Below are 19,203 nucleotides of genomic sequence, written 5' to 3'. Positions count from 1 at the left end.
CTTGCTGCCATCCTTACGGCGTATCTGTGCTTCGAAATTTGTCACGATGCCGCGTGCACGAATCGTGCGCACTAACTGCAAGCGCCGGCCTGGCTCGACATAGAGTTTCCGGGCATTGGTAATACTGGTAATGATTTCCTCTTGTGATTCGTAGCCCAACATGTGTGCCAGCGCAGGGTTTGCCGCCAGGATGCCCCCTTCAATGGAGGTCTGGAATATGCCTTCAACAGCATTTTCAAAAATGCTACGATATTTTGCTTCACTCGTACGCAGCGCCTCTTCCATCCGCATGTGTTCTGTAATATCGCGTACTATGCTCAGCACCATAATCCCGTCTTTCGTTTCCAGAGGTCCAAGAGCGATGTCCACTGGAAACTCGATTCCGTCCTTACGAAGCCCATAAAGTTCAAGCTCAGAACCCATAAAACGGATGCGGGGTTTTGACATGTAGCTTCTCATATGCTCATAGTGCCGTTTCCTGAAGCGCTCTGGGATAAGAACCTCAACAGGCTTGTCGAGCAACTCATTCTTACTATAGCCAAATATCTTCTCTGCCTGCGTATTAGCCTCCACAATACGCCCCTCGCTGTTAACCACCACAATGGCGTCAGGTGCACATTCAAAAAGACCCTGAAACATAGCCCTTGTCTTCCCCAACTCAGTTTCTGATTTTTCAAGTTCAGTAATGCGCTGGCGTAATCCTGCCAGTTCATCTATAAGCTGCTCTTTTGTCTTATCTTCATCTTTCATTTATTCCTCACTCAATAATCAGAATTTATTTATATTATTAGCTATCCTTCTAATAAAACCATCACAGAAATTCAATAATCCCATTGGCATGGCATAAAACAGGGTCGGGTGCGAATATCCCTTTGTATTGTCTCGCCCTGAACCTGCATCCTCCCCTGCATTCATGAACCAGCCTGCAATCATGGCAATCAAGTTTGTCAAGCGTCCAGAGATATTTTTTACAAATTTCTGCCCATGCAGACCCGAGGTCGTTAACATTCCCCGCAGGCTCATCCTCAAAAAACCCGCATTTGCTGACCCTACCGTCAGGCGATACGGCACACAGATGCGAGCCGCACGTATAATCTCCAGAACTTTCATGTCCCCCTGCGCCGAAGCCGTATTTTAAAAACATGGCTGCATCCTCACTATCAAGGACATAATCCATATTCTCTTTGAGATTTCCTGCCACGCATGGCACATCCACATTCCAAGAAACCACTTCGAGGTCAGAAAAAAGCTTCGCCATCTCCTCAAATTCCACTGCATTGTATTTGTGTATCATCGTGGCGATTGAAACCGGAATATCGAAGCTTTTGAGATTGGAAATCCCGCGCATGGCTTTATCGAACGAACCTTTCCCGCGCAGCAGGTCATGCGAGCTTATACCATCAATGCTGACCTGCACTTCATGCATAAAACTTGAGAGTTTCCGGGCTGCCTTCTTGTCGATTAAAGTTCCGTTTGATAGAAGAACTATCCTGAGTTCACAGGACGTAAGAGCGTCCATAAGTTTCCAGAATTCGGGGTGAAGAAGGGGTTCTCCTCCCGAAACCATGAGCTTTAAGCCGCCCATGTCCTCGAACTGTGAAACTGCCATTTCAAACAGGTGTGGTTCGATGTGTGTGTTGAACGAAGCTCCAAGATAGCAGTGCCTGCACGCAAGATTACATTTTTTTGTGATATTCAATAAAAGATACCGCAGGGATGGAATTGGTGAGCTTCCAGTTTTTATTCTCCTCATTCCAGCCTGCATCCTGATTATCCCCTCGTCAAGCATAAATTCAAGGAATTCCTGATTATCTTCACCCCGCGGGAGCAGCTTTGAAAGAGGATTCTTTCCACTACACTTTTTTAAGAATTCAAATGCTTCCTCGTCCAGTTCATATAACTGGTCATCTGGTATGTTATAGACATAAGGCACCTCAAGTTTTCGCAATACATAGCCGGGTGCCAGAACAGGAAACTTATTTAAGGGCATCCTTTATCTCTTCCGCAGATACCTTTCCTTTCGAAAGCATACTTTTTAAAACCTTAAAAGCAGCGCATTCAAGCTCGATATCGTCTTCCTTGAAGAATTCACAATGAGTGCAAATAAGGGCTACACAGGGATTTTTTTCTTTTTTTGTCACGGCATCACTCAGGTAAGTATATAAATTATTCTTTTATAAGCTTTTATGTCCCGAAGTTGGTAATACAGATGACGGGCGGGTAGGGAGTGGGGTTAGTTAAAAAATGTACACACCCGCTCGTCAATTATCATTATGAGTATTATGATATATATACTTTACCCAAAAGCCTGCGCATTCAGGAGAGCGTGGTATTTCCAAAACTCTTTTTAACCTCCTTGACCACTCTTATGTGATGATTCTCGGCATCGATATCGGCGGCGCGAACACCAAGGTAGCATCCAGCGACGGCAGGCTGGTAGAACTGCATTATATCCCGCTCTGGAAAAACACCACGCTTCGCGAGGTACTTCTGGATATCGCAAAGCGTTTAAAACCTGAAAAAGTCGCAGTGGTGATAACCGGGGAGCTTGCGGACTGTTTTCCAGACAAGGAAACCGGCATATCCTATATTATCGATGCTGCAAATGATGCCTTCACCGACGCTTATTTCCTCGACAGCAGCGGGGTTTTTACAAAAGAAAAAAAACGCGAGCTGGCAGCAGCAAACTGGATGGCATCAGCGCTCCTTGTGGGAAGGGAGCATAAGGATTGTATATTCGTGGATACAGGCTCGACCACTACGGATATAATCCCTATCAGAGAGGGCATACCCTGCGCCGGCAGGACGGACTTTGAACGATTGAAAGCAAGCGAGCTTGTTTATTCAGGGGTGCTTCGCACAAATGTCGCAGCTATTCTTGACACTCTTTTACTTGGCGGTGCTGCCTTGCGCATCTCATCCGAACTTTTTGCCATAACTGCTGATGCGTATACGGTGCTGGGAATGATCTCAGGCGAAGAATACACATGCGACACGCCCGATGGAGCCGGAAAAACAGTGGCAGACGCAAAAAGAAGGCTTGCGCGCGTGGTATGTGCAGACCTCTCCGAGATAGGAGATGAAGAACTGGTTTTGATTGCACAGCAGGTTATGGAAAAGCAGCTTCTGGATATCGCAGATGCACTGCGCGACGTAGCTGACCGGCACGGCACTGCAAGGATAGTGGCATGCGGTCTTGGTGAATTCCTTGCCAGGAGTGCGGCAGATGAGCTTGGATTCGATATCGTCCTGCTGTCAGAAAAATACGGGAAGGAAATATCAAAAGTATTTCCTGCGTACGCTGCGGCAAGGCTGTTGAGCGAAAGAGGATAGAGGCATCATCATCTCAGTCTCGGCAGGACTTTTCTTTTAATTCCAAGAGCGATATAAATTATCACGGCAATAAATACAGCTATCGGCAAAATGTATCCTATGAAAACTATTATTCCCTTCACGCTCTCAATAAATCCTGTTACAGCAGCCCTCAGCGCATCCGTTAAACCCCATCCTTCCCCTGTTATGGGTGCAGGCTCCATTGCATTGACCGCGATAGTTGACATTTCAATGCTCTGGTTGAGGTAGTTCATCCTCCCAGTGAGGCTTTCTATATCGCCGCGCACACGTTCAAGCTCACGTTCCACTTCAAGAACATCCTTAACCGTGGATGCATTTTTCAGAATTTCCTGAAACCTTGACTCCTGTTTTTTCAGGTTGTCAAGGCGAGCCCCCAAGTCTATGAACTCCTCCGTTACATCCTGACCTGAAATCTGCTTGGACTTGACTGTTCCGAGAGGTTCTATCTGTTCAATGGTTGAATAGAAACTTTTCTGTGGAACCCTAACGGTAACTTGGCCGTTGTTTCTCCCTCCTGCATCGTAGGTTGATGAGCTTGAGATAAAACCCTGGTTTGCCTGCACTATTTTGGTTATTTCTTTAAAAACCGAATCCACGCTTTTTACTTCAATAGTGAGGCTTGCTGTCGAGACTATCTTCCTGTCAAGAGTATCACCTTGGACAACGTTACCAGCTGTTCCCGTATCCTGAACAGATAAATCTGATTTTGAAGGAACAGGATAATTTCCAGGTTCCATACTTTTCTGGGAACCCACACATCCCGCCGTTATTACCAGCAGCAAAACCAAAGATATTGCTAATATATTTTTATTCATTGAGATCTAATATAAAACATAAGGCTATATAATAGTTGCCTTATCAATCGAATTTAACAAGCTTTCATTCTATCTGCAGCCCTATTTTATTGTTTAGTATTCTCAAAAACTCCTGCTTTGAATCCCTCGGAATGAAGGCTCCAGCTGCTATATCATGTCCACCTCCCGTGCCTCCTGCCGCTCTTGCAGCCTCACCTATCGCCATTCCGAGATTCAGCCCTTTCCTGATAAGCTCCTGGTTCCCCCGCGATGAGACCTTTATTCCACCTTCAGCATCAGCAAAAGCGATTATGGGAAGATTCCTGTTGTTAACAAATGACATGCTCATTCCTGCCACTATTCCAACAATGGTTTCCCTGATTTTATTCCCGGCATCGAAATACTGCAGGTTTTCCATCTTGATCAAGCCCTGCTCTTTTACAAGATTCAGCCCTTCAACAAGGTTCTTCCTGTGCTCGTTGAGAAGGGTGCACGCCTCATCATACTTCTTGTCCCGCTCGCCCATGCATACCGCAAGCCCGATATCGGCATGGTCGTAGCGGGCAGTGGAATTTAACAACGTGGAGTATTCTGAAGCGTCTCTTGTCTCTGTGCCCTCACGCTCGCGCAACAACGTATAAACTTCGCCTACCAGCCTTTCTATCCTATAACCCGGCATACCTCTGGAAAGACCGAACTGCATGAGAGCGGATACGATTTGCTGCTTTTCTTTTACTTCCAGATCTATCCACCGCCTCCATTTCTCACCATGCTGGCGTATGCCTATTCTTTTTAAAAATTCTATGCTCGCATCCTCGCTGCCTGTGATTCCCGGCAAATAAGGGTCTGCGGAATATTGGAGCAATTTGAAGATGGGGCGCGTCTGTTTTCCGAACAGCAGCAGGTCTTTCTCATAACGCAGTATGCCGCTGCTTGCGCCTCTTTCCAGTATCTGCCGGTTCATGCCGATCAACTGCCCGTGCTTTACATGCTGGAGATCGCCTACGGCGCCCACAACAGCAAGCGCTGCAAGGTCTCCATTCTCGCCCAGTTCTGATGCCACAAGATAAGTAACGCCGGAACCGCTTATCTCTATGGCACCGTTAATCCCGAAAAGATGAGGATTAATATGGTATTCGTAAACGCCCTGCGGCTGGTGGTGGTCTATAATGACTGCATTGAGCTTTAAAGAGCCTATCGCATCCAGCATGCCGCTCCCGATGTCAGTGAATATAATAAGTTCAGGATTCATGTCTGCTATCTCATTGAGCGAAGGTAAGTCCAGTTGTTTGACAAAGCGTGTTTTGTATTCGATGCCTCCCCTTTCAAGGGCTTTTCCCATAATGGCAGCCGAGGTAAGACCATCGGCGTCTATATGGGATACAACGAGAGCAGACGTATGTTTTTTAATGTACACGGCGCACTGCGCTGCCTTTTTCCCCATCGTCATAATCAACTTTCGTGGACTTGATTACTTAAATATCCTTTGATAGCGGGGTGAAAGTATCGTTATGACAATTGTTTTATAGATTGCATTATATCAAAGAAATCTATGAGTCATGACTACAGGGCACTCGGATTTAAAGCCGGGCTTGAGATTCACCAGCAGCTTGATACAAGAGAAAAGCTCTTCTGCGGCTGCCCGACAATTCTTCGTGACACAAAGGATTCAAATTTTGAATTCACAAGGTACTTAAGACCCACACAGAGCGAGATGGGCTTGGTGGATAAGGCTGCGCTTGAGGAAGTGAAACTCACCAGAAAATTCATCTACAAAGCCTACGACACCACCTGCCTCGTGGAGAATGATGAAGAGCCGCCCCGCGAATTGAACCAGGAAGCCCTGGAGTATGCGCTCATGATTGCGCGCATGCTGAACATGAACATCGTGGACGAGCTCTATACGATGAGGAAAATTGTGATAGACGGCTCCAACACATCGGGTTTCCAGAGAACAGGGCTTGTGGCTACCGACGGCTTCCTTGATTCAAAAGTAGGCAGGGTGGGTATCGGTGTGCTCTGCCTTGAGGAAGAGGCGGCGCAGAAAATTGAGGACAGGGGAGATTCAGTGATATATTCGCTTGACCGCCTTGGCATCCCGTTAGTCGAGATTGGCACTGCACCTGATATTGTTTCTCCCCAGCATGCAAGAGAGGTGGCAGAGCAGCTCGGGATGATACTTCGCTCCACAGGCAGGGTGAAACGAGGTCTTGGCACCATAAGACAGGATATAAACATCTCAATCGCAGATGGGGCAAGGGTGGAGATAAAGGGAGTACAGGAGCTTTCGCTTATAGAAACCATTGTGGAGCGAGAGGTAACGAGGCAGGTAAATCTGTTGGAAATAAAAAGGGAACTTGACAAAACAAAGGCAAACGTATCCGATAAAATAGTTGATGTCACACATGTTTTTGCAAACACTACCTCTAATGTAATACAAAAGGCATTGAAAGGCGGTGTGGTATATGCGGTGAATCTGCCGGGATTTGCGGGATTCGTGGGCAAGGAAATACAGCCCGGACGGCGTCTTGGGACGGAATTCTCCGACCGCGCCAAGAAATCAGGCGTTGGAGGGATATTCCATACAGATGAACTGCCCAATTACGGCATTATGCAGAACGAGGTCGATGCGCTCAGAAAAGCTGTGGGCGCGCAGGATATAGACTGCGTGGTCATGGTGGCTGATGCTAAAGAAAAGGGGCAGGGTGCCCTTGAAGCCGTGATTCTCCGTGCGCGTGAGGCATTGGTGTGTGTTCCCGAAGAAACAAGGCGGGTGCTCCCTGACGGGAACTCGGCTTATATGAGACCGCTTCCCGGCGCTGCGCGCATGTATCCTGAGACCGATGTTCCACCTGTTGTGATAACTGAGGAAAGATTGCAAAGCATAACATTGCCTGAACTCATAGAGGAGCGAAAAGCTAGGTACATGCAGCAGTTTTCCCTGAACGAAGAACTTGCGAGTCAGATTTCCCGCTCTGGGAATTTCGTTCTTTTTGAGAAAATAATGCAGCAGGTACCGAAAGCCAGTGCAACCTCGGTGGTGCGTACCCTTGAGACTATTTTATATGAGCTTGAAAAAGAAGATGTGCCTGTAAAGACCCCGTATTTAAATACTGGGACTATTACAGAAGAGCACTTAATTTCACTTTTCAAACTGCAGTCAGAAGGAAAGATGCCAAACGAGGCAATCGGTGGAGTTTTGAAAATAATTGCGAAAAAACCTGAAATTAGAGTGGATGAGGCTGCTCGCTCCCTTGGCATCGGGGTAGAAACCGGGGAGCTGGAGGCTGCTATCGATAAACTCATCGAATCCAGAATGGATTTTATTAATGCAAAAGGTATGGATTCAGTGGGACCGTTGATGGGCGTGGTTATGAAGGAGTTCAGGGGAAAGGTGAGCGGTCAGGAGATCAGCAGGTTATTAAAGGAAAAAATCTCAAAAAAATTGGGTGCATAATTTTAAATAAGATGGGGATAGTTAATTAAATGGGGTGAGTTTAAATGGATAAAGTAGTGCATTTTCACATACCTGTGGATGACATGACCCGTGCAAAGAAATTCTACAAGAATATCTTCGGCTGGGAAATAAACGAGACAGAATGGGGAATGGATTTCCAGCTTGCGACAACGACACCGACTGATGAAGAGGGCATGCCAAAGGAGCCGGGAGGTATTAACGGCGCCCTGTATAAAAGAGAGAGCCCCGAGCAAGCCCCGTCGGTAGTGATAAACGTGCCTTCGATAGACGATTATCTAAAAAAGATTGAAAAGGCAGGCGGTAAAGTTATCGTGCAAAAAATGCCTGTGGGAGACTTCGGGCTTTACGCGCAGATTGAGGATACCGAGGGGAATGTGATTGGATTGTGGGAGGATGTGAAGTAAGAAGGGGCGCAAATGATAATATGCGTGTAAAGGTAAATTTCATGGCTTAGCGATAACTTTTTGGAAAAGCGGTTTTAGCTCTGGTATGTCCTCTTTCAATACCAGCCATACTTTTTCAAGACTCACCCTGAAATACATATGAATTACCTTATCCCTCATTCCTGCGATGTCTTTCCACGGAATTTCAGAGTACTTTTTACGAACACCCTCAGGCACATGTTTGGCAGCCTCGCCCATGATCTCAATGCACCGTGTTACTGCGTAGTTTGTCTTTTTATCACTGATAAATTCCTCATAATCCATGCCCTTCACAAAATCTTCGGCAAGCTCCATATTTTCGAGGATATCCGTGATGTATATCGACACATCGCGCTTCATACGTAGATTACTTCCCCCAATATTCTCTCTTTTAATTCATGCCTAATGTCTTCTTTCGGGACTACATCCACCTTTATTCCTATGCTGTCAGCAAGGAAGTTCTCAAGGTTTACCAATTTCAGGAGGCTTATCGGCTTTTCAAATTCTACCAAAATATCGACATCGCTCTTTTTCTTTTGCTTGCCATGAACATAAGAGCCGAAGATGCCGATTTTGCTTACGCTGTATCTTTCTCTTATTGCTGGTTTTTGCTTTTTTAAGAGTTCTTTTATTTCTTCAAGGGATTTCATTTTACCTCTAAATCAGGGTACTTTTTTGTATATTCTTTCAATATTCCACGTAAATCCTCTTTTGATATTCCATTTTTAGCTAAAAAGAAAAGTGCTATACTTTTATCCGAAATGTAAATTGACGAATTTGTTATATTTGTTTCTAATTTTCTTTTTACTTGGCTAAAAGGTCGATGTTTTGAATGTTGGTATATCATCAACAACGAGTCATCATCCATTTGATCGTAAAGATAACTTACTTCCCAATATAAAATATGTTTCTCACTAGGGGATTTAGACTGTAAACCAGTGTCAGGATCAACGAAAACAAGGGACTTAGACAATAGGTCGTGAGGTATATTTTTAAAATATTGAACTCTGGCATCATCTGTGAAAGTTTCATTTTCTTTATAGAATTTAACATCATTGCCTAATTTTTTAAAATATTCCTTTATTCTATCGAAATTTCTTTCAATAATCGGTTCAAATTCATATTTTTTTAAAACAGCAACAAACTCCGTATTTAAATTACCTATCGCCTTTTCGAGATTCCTTTGGTTTCCATGAGTTTCATATTCAGAATCGTATCTGGTTAACATTGGTATGTAGGTAAAGCGCTCAATTGTATTTATTCCCTGAATAATTTCTTTAATCAAATCAAATTTAAATAAATCTCTTTCATCACCAAGATATTGTTTTTTCATTTCGCTCCAGTATAACTTGAATTTCTCATCCCCGCCCCTATCTCAACCGCCCTTCCCGCAACCTCCTTTGCATCCTTCCCAAGAAGCCTTATCATTGCCTCCTTGCCAACATCTCCTTTGTCACAAATCGCATCAGGAACCCTTCCCACGCTATTAATGGCTTCGCTCACACCCCATTCCATCGTAGAAACACCCTCAGGCTCATCCTCTCTTGAGAACGTTGCGATGCGCAGCCCAAGCTCGTTACAGGCAGAAAGCGCCTCTTTTGAATATCGTAAATTCAATGAAGCTTTCATCGAACCATCTGCCTGCATCGCAGTCAGCACTATCCTTGCAACATGGCTGCTTGCGCCGAAAGCCACGCATCCAACAGCATGGGGTTTGCCCTTCAATCGTACAATCCTTCCCGAAACAGCAGCCACGTCCGAGATCGAAGAGGCGTTTGTGATTCCCATTGCAATATTGCAGCCGACTTCAGGGATAAGCTCTACTGCCATGTTTTTTTCAATAATCTCCACAGCATCCACCACGTTTTGTAATACATGGTATCTTTCAGCCTCTGCCAGCACATGCGCAACCTGATTCACAGGCGCAGCGCCGCCCCCGATTTTCACGCCTGCAAGTATCGCCATTTCCACGAATTTCTTGGCAAGCTGCGCTGCCTCAACAAGGGGCGTTCCTTTCGCTATTTCTGCAGCGAGCGCTGCTGAGTGGGTGCATCCCGAGCCGTGGGTTCCTCCTTTTACCAGGTCTCCCACGATATACGTGAATTTACCATTTGTGTAGAGTATATCGGTTCCCTCAAGATGCCCTCCGGTCACAATCACCGCTTTTGCTCCCAGGTCATGGATTTTTTTGGCGGCTTTTTCAGCCTCCTTCATATTCCTGATTTTAAAACCTGATAGTCTTTCTGCCTCGGATACATTCGGCGTTACCACCGCCGCAAGTGGCAGGAGTTCTTCGATCAGAACCCCCACTGCCTCCTCCTTCAGCAATTTCCCTCCAGCTTCCGCCGCCATTACAGGGTCGATAACAAGCCTCAGTTTTTGCCTTTTTATCAGCGTTGCAACAGCACTCACAATATCAGGCGATGAAAGCATTCCTGTCTTGACGCAATCGAGCTTTATATCGCTGGCAACGGTATCGAACTGCTCTTTTATGAACGCTGTTGGGATGTCAAAGGAATTTAGCACCCCTTTTGTGTTCTGTGCCGTGAGAGAGGTGATCACACAGGTTCCGTGAACCCCGAGTGCGGAAAACGTCTTTAAATCCGCTGCTATACCCGCGCCCCCGCCTGAATCAACGCCTGCTATTGTCATCGCGGTTTTCATGCTGCAAAGAATGGCCTGCATACATTATAATAGTTCCAGTTGGAATTAAGCGATTTTATATATTTATGAAACAACACATCCTGGCATGGAACAGGGAATCCAAAAGCTGGAAAGGAGGGCACTATTCCCTTGAACTTCTGGCTCCTTACCTGACAAAAGGACGCTTGCTGGATGCAGGCTGCGGAAGTGGAAAATATGCGCTTCCCCTGCGGATGCGCGGGTTTGATGTGGTTGCTGTGGATGTATCACTTGGTGCCCTGAAAATTGCTGGGGAGCGCAGCGCAAGCCGGAAAATGGACATTGTGCTTCTGGCTGCAAATGTGTATCAGATGCCTTTTTCAGACTGCTCTTTTGATGTAATATGGTGCTACGGCGTGCTCCAGCATCTTCTGTTGAAAGAAAGGGAGCTTGCAGTTCGTGAGTTTTGGCGGATACTGCGGCAGGGTGGGCTGCTGTTCCTTGAGGTCTTCGGGGAGGAGGATATGAGATACGGAGGTCGCGAGGTCGAGCCCGATACCTTTTCCAGAAAGAACGGTATCGTATACCATTATTTTAACAAGAGCGAATTGGAGGAACTGTTAAGAGATTTTTCATGCAACATTGTTGAATCCCGCAGGAAAAAGCGGTTTGATGGGGTTTATTATAAACGGCACATGATTTCTGCGGTTGCGAAAAAGGAATAAACTTCCTGGCTTCCCTGCAATATTGGCTAATAGCCTATAAATTGACCTTTCCTTTTAATCTGTCTCCCCATCAATAGCCCGGCAATTACCCCGCTTAAGTGTGCGCTGTGTGCAATCGCATCCCCGGAGCCGAAAAAAAAGAGGTCGAGCAGGGCGAACATTATTAATGCATAGGTAATCTTCATGGGTATAAAGTAAATATAAACCTGAATATGCGGAGCGAGAACCGCAAGGCAGGCAAATATCCCCATTAACGCCCCGCTGGCACCCACAGCAGGACCATTCGATTGGAGGATTAAGCCTGTCCACAGCGAATATCCAATTCCTGCAACTATACCTGAAAGGAAAAATACAGCCAGGAACCTTCTCCCGCCTATCCTGCGCTCAAGCTCGGGTCCAAAAAAGAATAAAAACATCATATTGAACAGAAGATGGAACGGACCGTCATGCAGGAACATGTGCGTCACAAGAATCCATGGACGAGAGGGTACATCCAGAGGAGAAAGAGCAAGATATGAAAAATATCCCGGTATGATATACTGCAAAAAGAACGATGCGATAATTACAGTCAGTATCGTCAGCGAGTAATTGCTTTTTATTACCGATATGGCATTTGCTAAGGGAGCAAAAGCAGGCGTTTTATGCCTCTTCGCAACTAAATCAGGCTCGTATTCATACAGCTTTCCGCTGTCACGAACGCGCTCTTTGTATGTTGCAAGCCCGGAACAATTATGTGATTCGGGCAGGCGGTGGTTATAACAATATGAATTGCCGCAAAACTTGCAAGTAAACGGCAGAGGGTCCCTGAAACCGCAGTAATAGCATTCCTTCGACATTGTTATCCGCCCATTAGTTTAATGTCCTTTTGTCTTACGGTTTAATAAATTGTTTGGAGATGGTCTTTTTTTCAAATCTGCCCTGAAAGAATACATAAACTTCTATCTCTCTGCCGTTCTCATACTCCCTCATCATCCTGTCATACATCTGCCTGCTGTGTTTGAGAGCATGTTTTTTGAAATGTTCCTTAATCGCATTCAAGAACCTGAGCTTCTGCCCAAGGAAACCTGATTCGTATGTTTTTACCTGCCTTACTATTTCCTTGCACGTTTCATCGTCTATATCGCTGTGGTACAATCCATGCTCATTCAAACCGCCTATCTGCCTGAATTCGACATTACCATCTTCATCAGGTTCCCTGTGAAGCATATAGGGGAATATTTTACAAATATCAGGACGAATCTCGTAATGCTCGCATCTGCCCCCTGTATAGAATATACAATCACCGTTTGGTTTACTTTTCAGGGCGTAACCCAGTACATAGAATCTGCCAAGGTTATCGCAAAAATCAAAATACGGCGCAGGGCGCAGGAAATCATAGCCAAGAACATTAATTATTCGTGCGGCATCGTTATCCAGAAGAAATACATGGTCGTTGAATTCGCTTGTGCAGCATTTGCCGCAGCAATCACATTCAAATCCCACTTCGCGAATTATCGCTGTGAATTTTTCATCGGGAAAGGATACTATGCGCTGAATCTCTTCTTCGATATCGTCCGTTCTTATCATATCCCGGGTCAAATTGATTCAGAGAATAAAGCATTATCTTCTATTTAATGTATGGTTCCTGCCAATGGATTACGCCAGTTCTTCAAGACAACATATAAAATAATGATAAAAAAATGATAAATTATATAAGGCATCAGGTCAAAAAGTAATACGGAATAAAACTGGAAAAACGGGAATTAGTCCTCGTATAAATACGGTCTTATTAAGGGATAGGAAAAATGCTGCCTGCAAACGATGAAATGTACTCCATATTGAAAAATAAATACGTATTGATTTTAGTGATCGCATTCTCTATATCAATTACGACCGTTTCTGCCCAGGAAGATTCCTCATGTTATCACTGCCATACGCAAGTGGTCACTGAATTCAGGAATAATATCCATTACCAGAATGGTTTTACATGCACAGATTGCCATGGTGGAAACCCCCAGACAAATGCTACTGTGATTTCTAATGCCGTGATGTCGGGAGATTTCACCGGCAAACCCACACGAAACAATATAACAAACATCTGCTCCAAATGCCATCCCCAGGAAGCAAAAGACTATAAAATGAGCATCCACTGGGAACAGATCGCAAAAGGTCATACCGATGCTGCAACCTGCACGGATTGTCACGGCGTCCATGAAATCCGGGCGATATCAGACCCAAACTCTTCTACAAATCACCAGAACAGTCCTGCAACCTGTGCAAAATGCCACTCGAACAAGGAATTAATGAGTGCATGGTACTATGGGATTAAAACAGACAGATTTGATACCTATAAGGAATCCTTCCACTGGAAAGCCCTGAGCAACGGCTACACAGTGGTTGCCACTTGCGCGGACTGCCATGGAAACCACAATATAAAATCCCATACAGATCCCACTTCAAGCACTTACCCTGACAACCTCCCCAAGACGTGCGGCAAGGCAAACTGTCATCCCGGAGCCGAGCTCGACGCCAAGGTTGCCGCAGGATTTGTACATGACAAGGAGTCAATTCATACAGGAGAGCTGGTTTTTAATAAGACAGGTATAGATCCAAAGATGCAACCCTATTTCTTCGGTCCATTCGATCTGGCTTACTGGATAGTGTTATTTTTCAAAATATTGACAACCGGGGTTATAGGTGTCTTTGCCGGTATAGTGATTCTGGATTTCCTTTCAAGGTTCAGGATTCAAAGGAGATGGTAGAACACGTCCAGGCAAAGATTAATTGAAGTTTCTGATTCTGAAGTAAAAGGAGACGGTAGTATGGGTGAAGTTTTTTTTAAAAGGTTTACATTCAATCAACTTGTACAGCACTGGGCAATGATCGGGGCTTTCATGGCTTTAGTAGTCAGCGGAATGCCTCTTAAATTCCCGGATTCCTGGTGGTCTCCTGTAATTATCAATCTCCTGGGCGGGTTTGAAATGCGGACGCAGATACATCATGCAGCAGGCATTGGAATGGTCATTCTCGGGATTTATCATGTTACATACCATATCTTCATTGATAAGGAATCACTGTTTGAAAGAAAAATAATGCCGACTTTAAAGGATGCGATGGATTTCTGGCAAACGATTCTCTCTTACGTTGGAAAAGCAGAGCAGCCCAAATACGGCAGGTATAGCTGGAAAGAAAAATTCGACTACTGGGGCGCATTCTGGGGAATGGTGATGATGTGCGTTACTGGACTCATGATGATGTTTCCTTTCGTGGCAATGAAATACATACCCTATGCATACGTGCATCTTTCAACCATTATTCATACGGACGAGGCATTACTTGCAACCCTGTTTATTTTTATAGTTCACTGGTGGAATGTTCATTACAGCCCCGAGGTATTCCCGATGTCAAAAGCCTGGATCACAGGCAACCTCTCGGAGGAACAGATGAAACACGAACATCCCCTCGAATATGACGAAGCTATGCGGCAGATGAATGAAAAAAGCTGAACAGATTATCTCCTTTCATACCTAGCTTTCATTTTTTTTACTTTTTGTAATTTTGACAATTGAGCTTTTAAAGCTAAAAATTCCATGCATTTGCTTTTGGATTTACTTAAGAAATGTGTCGTTTTTGAGGAACTTCTATGATGAAAAGAAGGTAGTTTATGGTTTAACTGGCAAAGTCAGGTTCATAGTGCTTGCTTTTCCCGTGGCATGGCAATCGGCGCAGAACTTTGGCTGATGGCAGTCACTGCATACCATGCCTATTAAAACCTGAGTCTTATGCGTCACAAGCCAGTCTTTGGGATGTTCATTAGCATGGCAGTTGGCGCAGAGATTATTCTTTATTGTTGGAGCATGTTTGACATCGGAATGACAGTTATAGCAGGCGATCTTATTGTTCGTGACATGGGTCGTATGCACAAAATTGAAGTCGCTGTATTTTGCGACCCTTCCCGGGATATTATGACATGAAAAGCATTTCTCCTTCGGAACAATATCGTTTGCACCTGTTGATGTATTGGTGTGGCAGGTCAGGCACTCGTAACCCCGGCTCAGGTGACTTGTATGGTTAAAATTTGTATAATTGCTTTGTACCATTTCTTTTGGAGGGCCATGACATGAGGGACAACCCGAAATAGAATTATTGCCGGGTACATTTCTAAAGTGACAGGTAAAGCAAGTTGATGTTGTCACCACGATATGCCCGACAGCATTCTGAGCAATATTCGGATGGCACTGGTTGCACGTTGGGTCTGTGACTGACTGGTGCTCTTTCATACCTATCACAATCATGGAGTGGCAGCTTGTGCATGTCAATGAAATGTTCCTTTTTGGTTCAAGCAAGTGATTACTGTGGCTGAAATTGATTCCATTGAAATCAATATTGGAAGAAAAGATGCGCTTTTCATGGCAGACGAGACAATTTTTATCCATGACTTTTGCAAATAATTGCCCGGAATATTCTTCAGAGCTGGTCTCATAGCTGTAGAATTGCATAAGCCCGTTAATCTTGCCTTTTATATGTCCTATCAATCCTGGTTCGTAATGGCATTCCACGCATCGAACATCACTATGCGAAGACGTTCGCCATGAGTCGTAATAAGGTCTCATGATATGGCAATTCTTTCCGCAAAAAGCCGGATTTTCAGTGATTTCAAGCACTTTTTCAGAAATGACCACACCTGCCAGAAGTAGAACAACCAATGAAATTATAATCGGGAGCCTGTGTGCCGAAATCCAGTTCTTAACAATTGCTATAATTGATATGTTATCCATCGCGCGACTCACCGTTTTCTTATTAAGTACAATAGTGCGAAAATTCCCAACACGAACGCTATTCCTACGCCGGGAACGCGCGGCACGGTAGGTTCAACTCCGGATGCCGTATATTCTGCTTTTTTGGCATAGTCTATTCCGCTCTGGATTTGCGTGTTAAAGTCCCTTAGATTAAATCCATGCCATAGAGATGGGGCATTATTCATAACTGCCACAGCTTCATCTATATCCATCTGGGCCGTGGAGACATCCATGCCCTTTGCTTTTGCTTCAGCAACAGTATTTTTTGCCTTTAAAATTTCATCCTGCAATTCGCTCTGCTTTTCAAGTGCCTGCTTTGCGTCATTCGGGACGCCCGGGGGTGCAATATTGTCCTTCGGATTGTGGCAAACACTGCACACATTGGTAAGCTCAGATGCTTTGAGTACCTTGAAAGTGTGCGGCTGGTGGCAGGTAATGCACGAAGGGGCGCGGGATTCAGCTCGCAGTCTCTGATAATGCATGGTATTCCTGAAATTATCAAGAACATCAGCATGGCATTTTCCGCAGGTATCGGGTATGTTTTTAAAATAAATGGTACTGTTAGGATCGCTTACGTTCTTCATTGAAGCATGAGCATCTGCTTCTGTTTTTGCATTTGGGTTCCCACCATGGCATGCATCGCAGGTGACATAATATTCTGAATGAAGAGAATCAGACCACTGCTGGAAATTGTCGGTTGCTCTTTTTCTTATTACATCTTCATGGCATTCAAGCGAGCAGGATATGTTTCTTTCAATATGGTTCAGCCTTATTTCATTAAATCGGCTCTGCTCATCCGTAAAAGGGGATAATGTCCTGTGGCAGTCTACGCATGAATTGTTAAGAACGTCTAAATGCGATGCTCCGGCGGGTGCGATAAACGCAATAAAATATACAAATAATATATATATAGATAAAATTTTTAATTCATGTATGTGGAGCATTTTTGTAGTTTTTGAAAACATTTTTCGTTTTCACCGTTATTGTAGTTCAAATCATCCTATCTTAAGCCCGGAACTCACTATCCTTTTTTTGTTCCGCTTCGTAACAATGTGATGATTTGATACAATAAATAGCTTACGATTGATTTTGTCGGATTTCACTCAATATTTTCTTCCATGTCCTGCCAGGGCGGGAGGATATACGTCACAACCCTCAGAATAATAAATGGAATAATCATTATTACAATCGCAGGCAGGAGTCCTTCCTGACCAAATAAAACCGGGACGTATGTAAGGGTGCCGCTTAAGCTCTTGGATATCTCCTGTCCTCCGATGACCACGTTCCACCGCATAGCAAATACACCTATCAGAACAAAAATGGAAGAAATGGATATCATCAGCATTTTCAGGGTTTCCCTTTTCTTCATAATACCTACCATCAGGAGAAGTATGAATGGAATGATGATGCCAAGCGTCAGTTGAACTCCATAGAAAGTTAAAGCTATTTTCTCTGAAAGCAGCCTGTTTATTATCTCGAGCTGCTCAAGCGATTCGTATTTCATGCTTATAAGCTCAAGCATTTCCAGTGCCACGTCTAAAATCAGGAAAATCCATAGATAATGCGCCAGAGAATGAAGACAGTTATGGTCGATAGCATGTTTTCGAACCTTCATGGCAATAATATAGAGTAAAATCAAAAGCGCGATGCCGGATACAATTGCAGACATCAGGAATATGATGGGCATAAGAGGAGTTGACCACCAGGGATTTGCTTTAATCCCGCCGAAAATGAAGCCCACATAGCCGTGCAGGAAAGCCGCTGACGGAATACCTATGATGGCAAGTTTCTTTGCGAGTTTCTCATCATCGTGCAGCGCTTTTTCAGAAATGTCGTATGAAAAAAGTGCCAGCACTGAATATAATAATTCCTTCCATCCTCTTGAATTCAAAGCCATTTTGACAATATCTTCTCTGAAAGAAAGCCATATCTCAAGCACCACAACAACCAGATAAAATGAATAAATATAGCCAAAACCTGACATCGCAGACGTAACATGCGGCGTGAACATGATTTCAATACCACGCTCCGGATGCCCAAGATGCGTAAGCAGCGGCATAGTCGCAACGAACAGGAAGGAGAGAGCAGTGAGAAGGGCAAATCGTGCCACAGGTTTAACTTCTTTTTTACCAAAAACATGATACAAGGATGATGCTATGAATGCTCCGGCGACAAGACCCGTTATATACGGATACAATACAATCAGTACGCTCCATTGTATTTCTGCTTCATTTGGGTATATATATCCTGAGATTAAATCCATCATTTCACTTCCCTGTCCAATCCAACATAATAGACCTTGGGTTTCGTTCCCAGGTCGGGCTTAAGAACATTGATCCGCTCTTTATCCAGTATTTTATTGACGGCGCTCTCCGGATCCTTCAGGTCTCCAAAAACCCGTGCCCCGACCGGGCATGCCTGGACGCATGCAGGTAAAAGACCCCTGGTAATCCTGTGATAGCACCACGTGCATTTATCAGCAGTCCTCCTTTCTGTGTTAAAGTATCTCGCACCATAAGGGCAGCCCTGAATGCAATACCGGCATCCTATGCAGTAATCATAATCCACCAGAACAACCCCGTCCTTTGTCTCATACGTAGCCCCGACAGGACAAACCTGGACACAGGGAGGGTTTTCGCAGTGATTGCATATCTTGGGGACATAGAAAGCCTTTTTGATCTCCTCGGCAGGAATGTCATCTGTGAACCCATCGATGCTCCCGTTAGGCGAATCTATTTTCACTTCGCCATCTTTCAGTATCCTGTATCTTTCAACCCAGGTTCTAAAAACAGGTTCATCGAAAGGAACATGGTTTTCAAGCTTGCACGCGTTTGCGCATCTCCCGCATCCAATGCATTTTCTTGTATCGACGACATAGCCCCAATAATGTTCATTCCAATCGTATCCTTTCGGGTTTTCGGCACCACTGCCGTTTCTAACGATGGATTCGATAATAGCAGTACCTGCCGCCCCGGCGATAATAACCCTGCATCCCAGTTTAGTGAATTCTCGCCTTGATATGTCCATTTT

Annotated in this window: 21 protein-coding genes; 6 read left to right on the top strand and 15 right to left on the bottom strand. The window is 44.6% G+C overall.

Going from position 1 to position 19,203, the window contains the following annotated elements; translation table 11 throughout:
- From O8C68_06525 to O8C68_06515, 3 genes are all read right to left on the bottom strand, one after another.
- On the bottom strand, window positions 1–750 hold a 750-nt coding region (locus tag O8C68_06525), incomplete at its 3' end, for a PAS domain S-box protein (GenBank protein ID MCZ7395458.1).
- A gap of 61 nt (window positions 751–811) precedes the next feature.
- Entirely contained in the window at window positions 812–1,990 is a 1,179-nt protein-coding gene (locus O8C68_06520) for a radical SAM protein (protein ID MCZ7395457.1), read from the bottom strand.
- Window positions 1,977–2,141, bottom strand: coding sequence for a hypothetical protein (locus O8C68_06515; protein ID MCZ7395456.1), 165 nt, complete (start codon window positions 2,139–2,141; stop codon window positions 1,977–1,979). Before O8C68_06515 ends, O8C68_06520 begins: the two co-directional genes overlap by 14 nt.
- A 229-nt stretch (window positions 2,142–2,370) precedes the next feature.
- Here O8C68_06515 and O8C68_06510 point away from each other — a divergent pair, with 229 nt between their 5' ends.
- Window positions 2,371–3,333: a H4MPT-linked C1 transfer pathway protein gene (locus O8C68_06510; protein MCZ7395455.1), complete on the top strand. Its 963-nt coding sequence runs from the start codon at window positions 2,371–2,373 to the stop codon at window positions 3,331–3,333.
- An 8-nt stretch (window positions 3,334–3,341) separates the two neighbouring features.
- On the opposite strand, the gene O8C68_06505 is transcribed toward O8C68_06510, so the two are convergent.
- Together O8C68_06505 and O8C68_06500 are read right to left on the bottom strand one after the other, a co-directional pair.
- A complete protein-coding gene (locus O8C68_06505) occupies window positions 3,342–4,169 on the bottom strand; it encodes a DUF4349 domain-containing protein (protein ID MCZ7395454.1) in 828 nt (275 codons plus the stop codon).
- 64 nt (window positions 4,170–4,233) lie between these two features.
- Complete coding sequence (locus tag O8C68_06500) at window positions 4,234–5,592, bottom strand: DHH family phosphoesterase (protein MCZ7395453.1); 1,359 nt, start codon at window positions 5,590–5,592, stop codon at window positions 4,234–4,236.
- 108 nt (window positions 5,593–5,700) lie between these two features.
- Between O8C68_06500 and gatE the strand changes: the two genes are divergently transcribed.
- A complete protein-coding gene (gene gatE, locus O8C68_06495; protein MCZ7395452.1) occupies window positions 5,701–7,605 on the top strand; it encodes a Glu-tRNA(Gln) amidotransferase subunit GatE in 1,905 nt (634 codons plus the stop codon).
- Window positions 7,606–7,649: 44 nt separating this feature from the next.
- Entirely contained in the window at window positions 7,650–8,030 is a 381-nt protein-coding gene (locus O8C68_06490; protein ID MCZ7395451.1) for a VOC family protein, read from the top strand.
- A 39-nt stretch (window positions 8,031–8,069) separates the two neighbouring features.
- Here O8C68_06490 and O8C68_06485 read toward each other — a convergent pair whose 3' ends face one another.
- From O8C68_06485 to thiD, 4 genes are read right to left on the bottom strand one after another with little or no spacing between them, the layout of a single operon-like run.
- Window positions 8,070–8,408, bottom strand: a complete 339-nt coding sequence (locus tag O8C68_06485; GenBank protein ID MCZ7395450.1) for a DUF86 domain-containing protein — start codon at window positions 8,406–8,408, stop codon at window positions 8,070–8,072.
- Complete coding sequence (locus O8C68_06480) at window positions 8,405–8,698, bottom strand: nucleotidyltransferase family protein (protein MCZ7395449.1); 294 nt, start codon at window positions 8,696–8,698, stop codon at window positions 8,405–8,407. Before O8C68_06480 ends, O8C68_06485 begins: the two co-directional genes overlap by 4 nt.
- Complete coding sequence (locus tag O8C68_06475) at window positions 8,695–9,381, bottom strand: hypothetical protein (GenBank protein ID MCZ7395448.1); 687 nt, start codon at window positions 9,379–9,381, stop codon at window positions 8,695–8,697. The genes O8C68_06480 and O8C68_06475 overlap by 4 nt, the downstream gene beginning before the upstream one ends.
- Complete coding sequence (gene thiD, locus O8C68_06470; protein MCZ7395447.1) at window positions 9,378–10,712, bottom strand: bifunctional hydroxymethylpyrimidine kinase/phosphomethylpyrimidine kinase; 1,335 nt, start codon at window positions 10,710–10,712, stop codon at window positions 9,378–9,380. Before thiD ends, O8C68_06475 begins: the two co-directional genes overlap by 4 nt.
- Before the next feature lie 65 nt (window positions 10,713–10,777).
- On the opposite strand from thiD, the gene O8C68_06465 reads away from it, so the two are divergent.
- Window positions 10,778–11,395, top strand: coding sequence for a methyltransferase domain-containing protein (locus tag O8C68_06465; GenBank protein MCZ7395446.1), 618 nt, complete (start codon window positions 10,778–10,780; stop codon window positions 11,393–11,395).
- 26 nt (window positions 11,396–11,421) lie between these two features.
- Here O8C68_06465 and O8C68_06460 read toward each other — a convergent pair whose 3' ends face one another.
- The gene (locus O8C68_06460) at window positions 11,422–12,231 is read right to left on the bottom strand and encodes a rhomboid family intramembrane serine protease (protein ID MCZ7395445.1); all 810 of its coding nucleotides are present in this window, start codon (window positions 12,229–12,231) and stop codon (window positions 11,422–11,424) included.
- Between the two features lie 34 nt (window positions 12,232–12,265).
- Entirely contained in the window at window positions 12,266–12,961 is a 696-nt protein-coding gene (locus O8C68_06455; protein MCZ7395444.1) for a YkgJ family cysteine cluster protein, read from the bottom strand.
- A gap of 218 nt (window positions 12,962–13,179) precedes the next feature.
- On the opposite strand from O8C68_06455, the gene O8C68_06450 reads away from it, so the two are divergent.
- Window positions 13,180–14,136 (top strand): cytochrome c3 family protein, encoded by a 957-nt coding sequence (locus O8C68_06450; GenBank protein ID MCZ7395443.1) that lies wholly within the window; start codon window positions 13,180–13,182, stop codon window positions 14,134–14,136.
- 60 nt (window positions 14,137–14,196) lie between these two features.
- A complete protein-coding gene (locus tag O8C68_06445) occupies window positions 14,197–14,880 on the top strand; it encodes a hypothetical protein (GenBank protein ID MCZ7395442.1) in 684 nt (227 codons plus the stop codon).
- 156 nt (window positions 14,881–15,036) lie between these two features.
- On the opposite strand, the gene O8C68_06440 is transcribed toward O8C68_06445, so the two are convergent.
- The 4 genes from O8C68_06440 to O8C68_06425 all read right to left on the bottom strand — a co-directional run bounded on the left by O8C68_06440 (window position 15,037) and on the right by O8C68_06425 (window position 19,200).
- Window positions 15,037–16,152, bottom strand: coding sequence for a cytochrome c3 family protein (locus O8C68_06440; protein MCZ7395441.1), 1,116 nt, complete (start codon window positions 16,150–16,152; stop codon window positions 15,037–15,039).
- 8 nt (window positions 16,153–16,160) lie between these two features.
- On the bottom strand, window positions 16,161–17,138 hold the full coding sequence (locus O8C68_06435) for a hypothetical protein (GenBank protein MCZ7395440.1): 978 nt from the start codon (window positions 17,136–17,138) through the stop codon (window positions 16,161–16,163).
- 134 nt (window positions 17,139–17,272) lie between these two features.
- Entirely contained in the window at window positions 17,273–18,439 is a 1,167-nt protein-coding gene (nrfD, locus tag O8C68_06430; protein MCZ7395439.1) for a polysulfide reductase NrfD, read from the bottom strand.
- Complete coding sequence (locus tag O8C68_06425; protein MCZ7395438.1) at window positions 18,436–19,200, bottom strand: 4Fe-4S dicluster domain-containing protein; 765 nt, start codon at window positions 19,198–19,200, stop codon at window positions 18,436–18,438. The genes nrfD and O8C68_06425 overlap by 4 nt, the downstream gene beginning before the upstream one ends.
- Window positions 19,201–19,203: the final 3 nt, after the last annotated feature.

The organism is Candidatus Methanoperedens sp., assembly GCA_027460525.1.
GTDB lineage: Archaea > Halobacteriota > Methanosarcinia > Methanosarcinales > Methanoperedenaceae > Methanoperedens.
The sequence above is the reverse complement of the archived record's forward strand: the minus strand, read 5'-3'. Positions and strand labels throughout refer to the sequence as shown.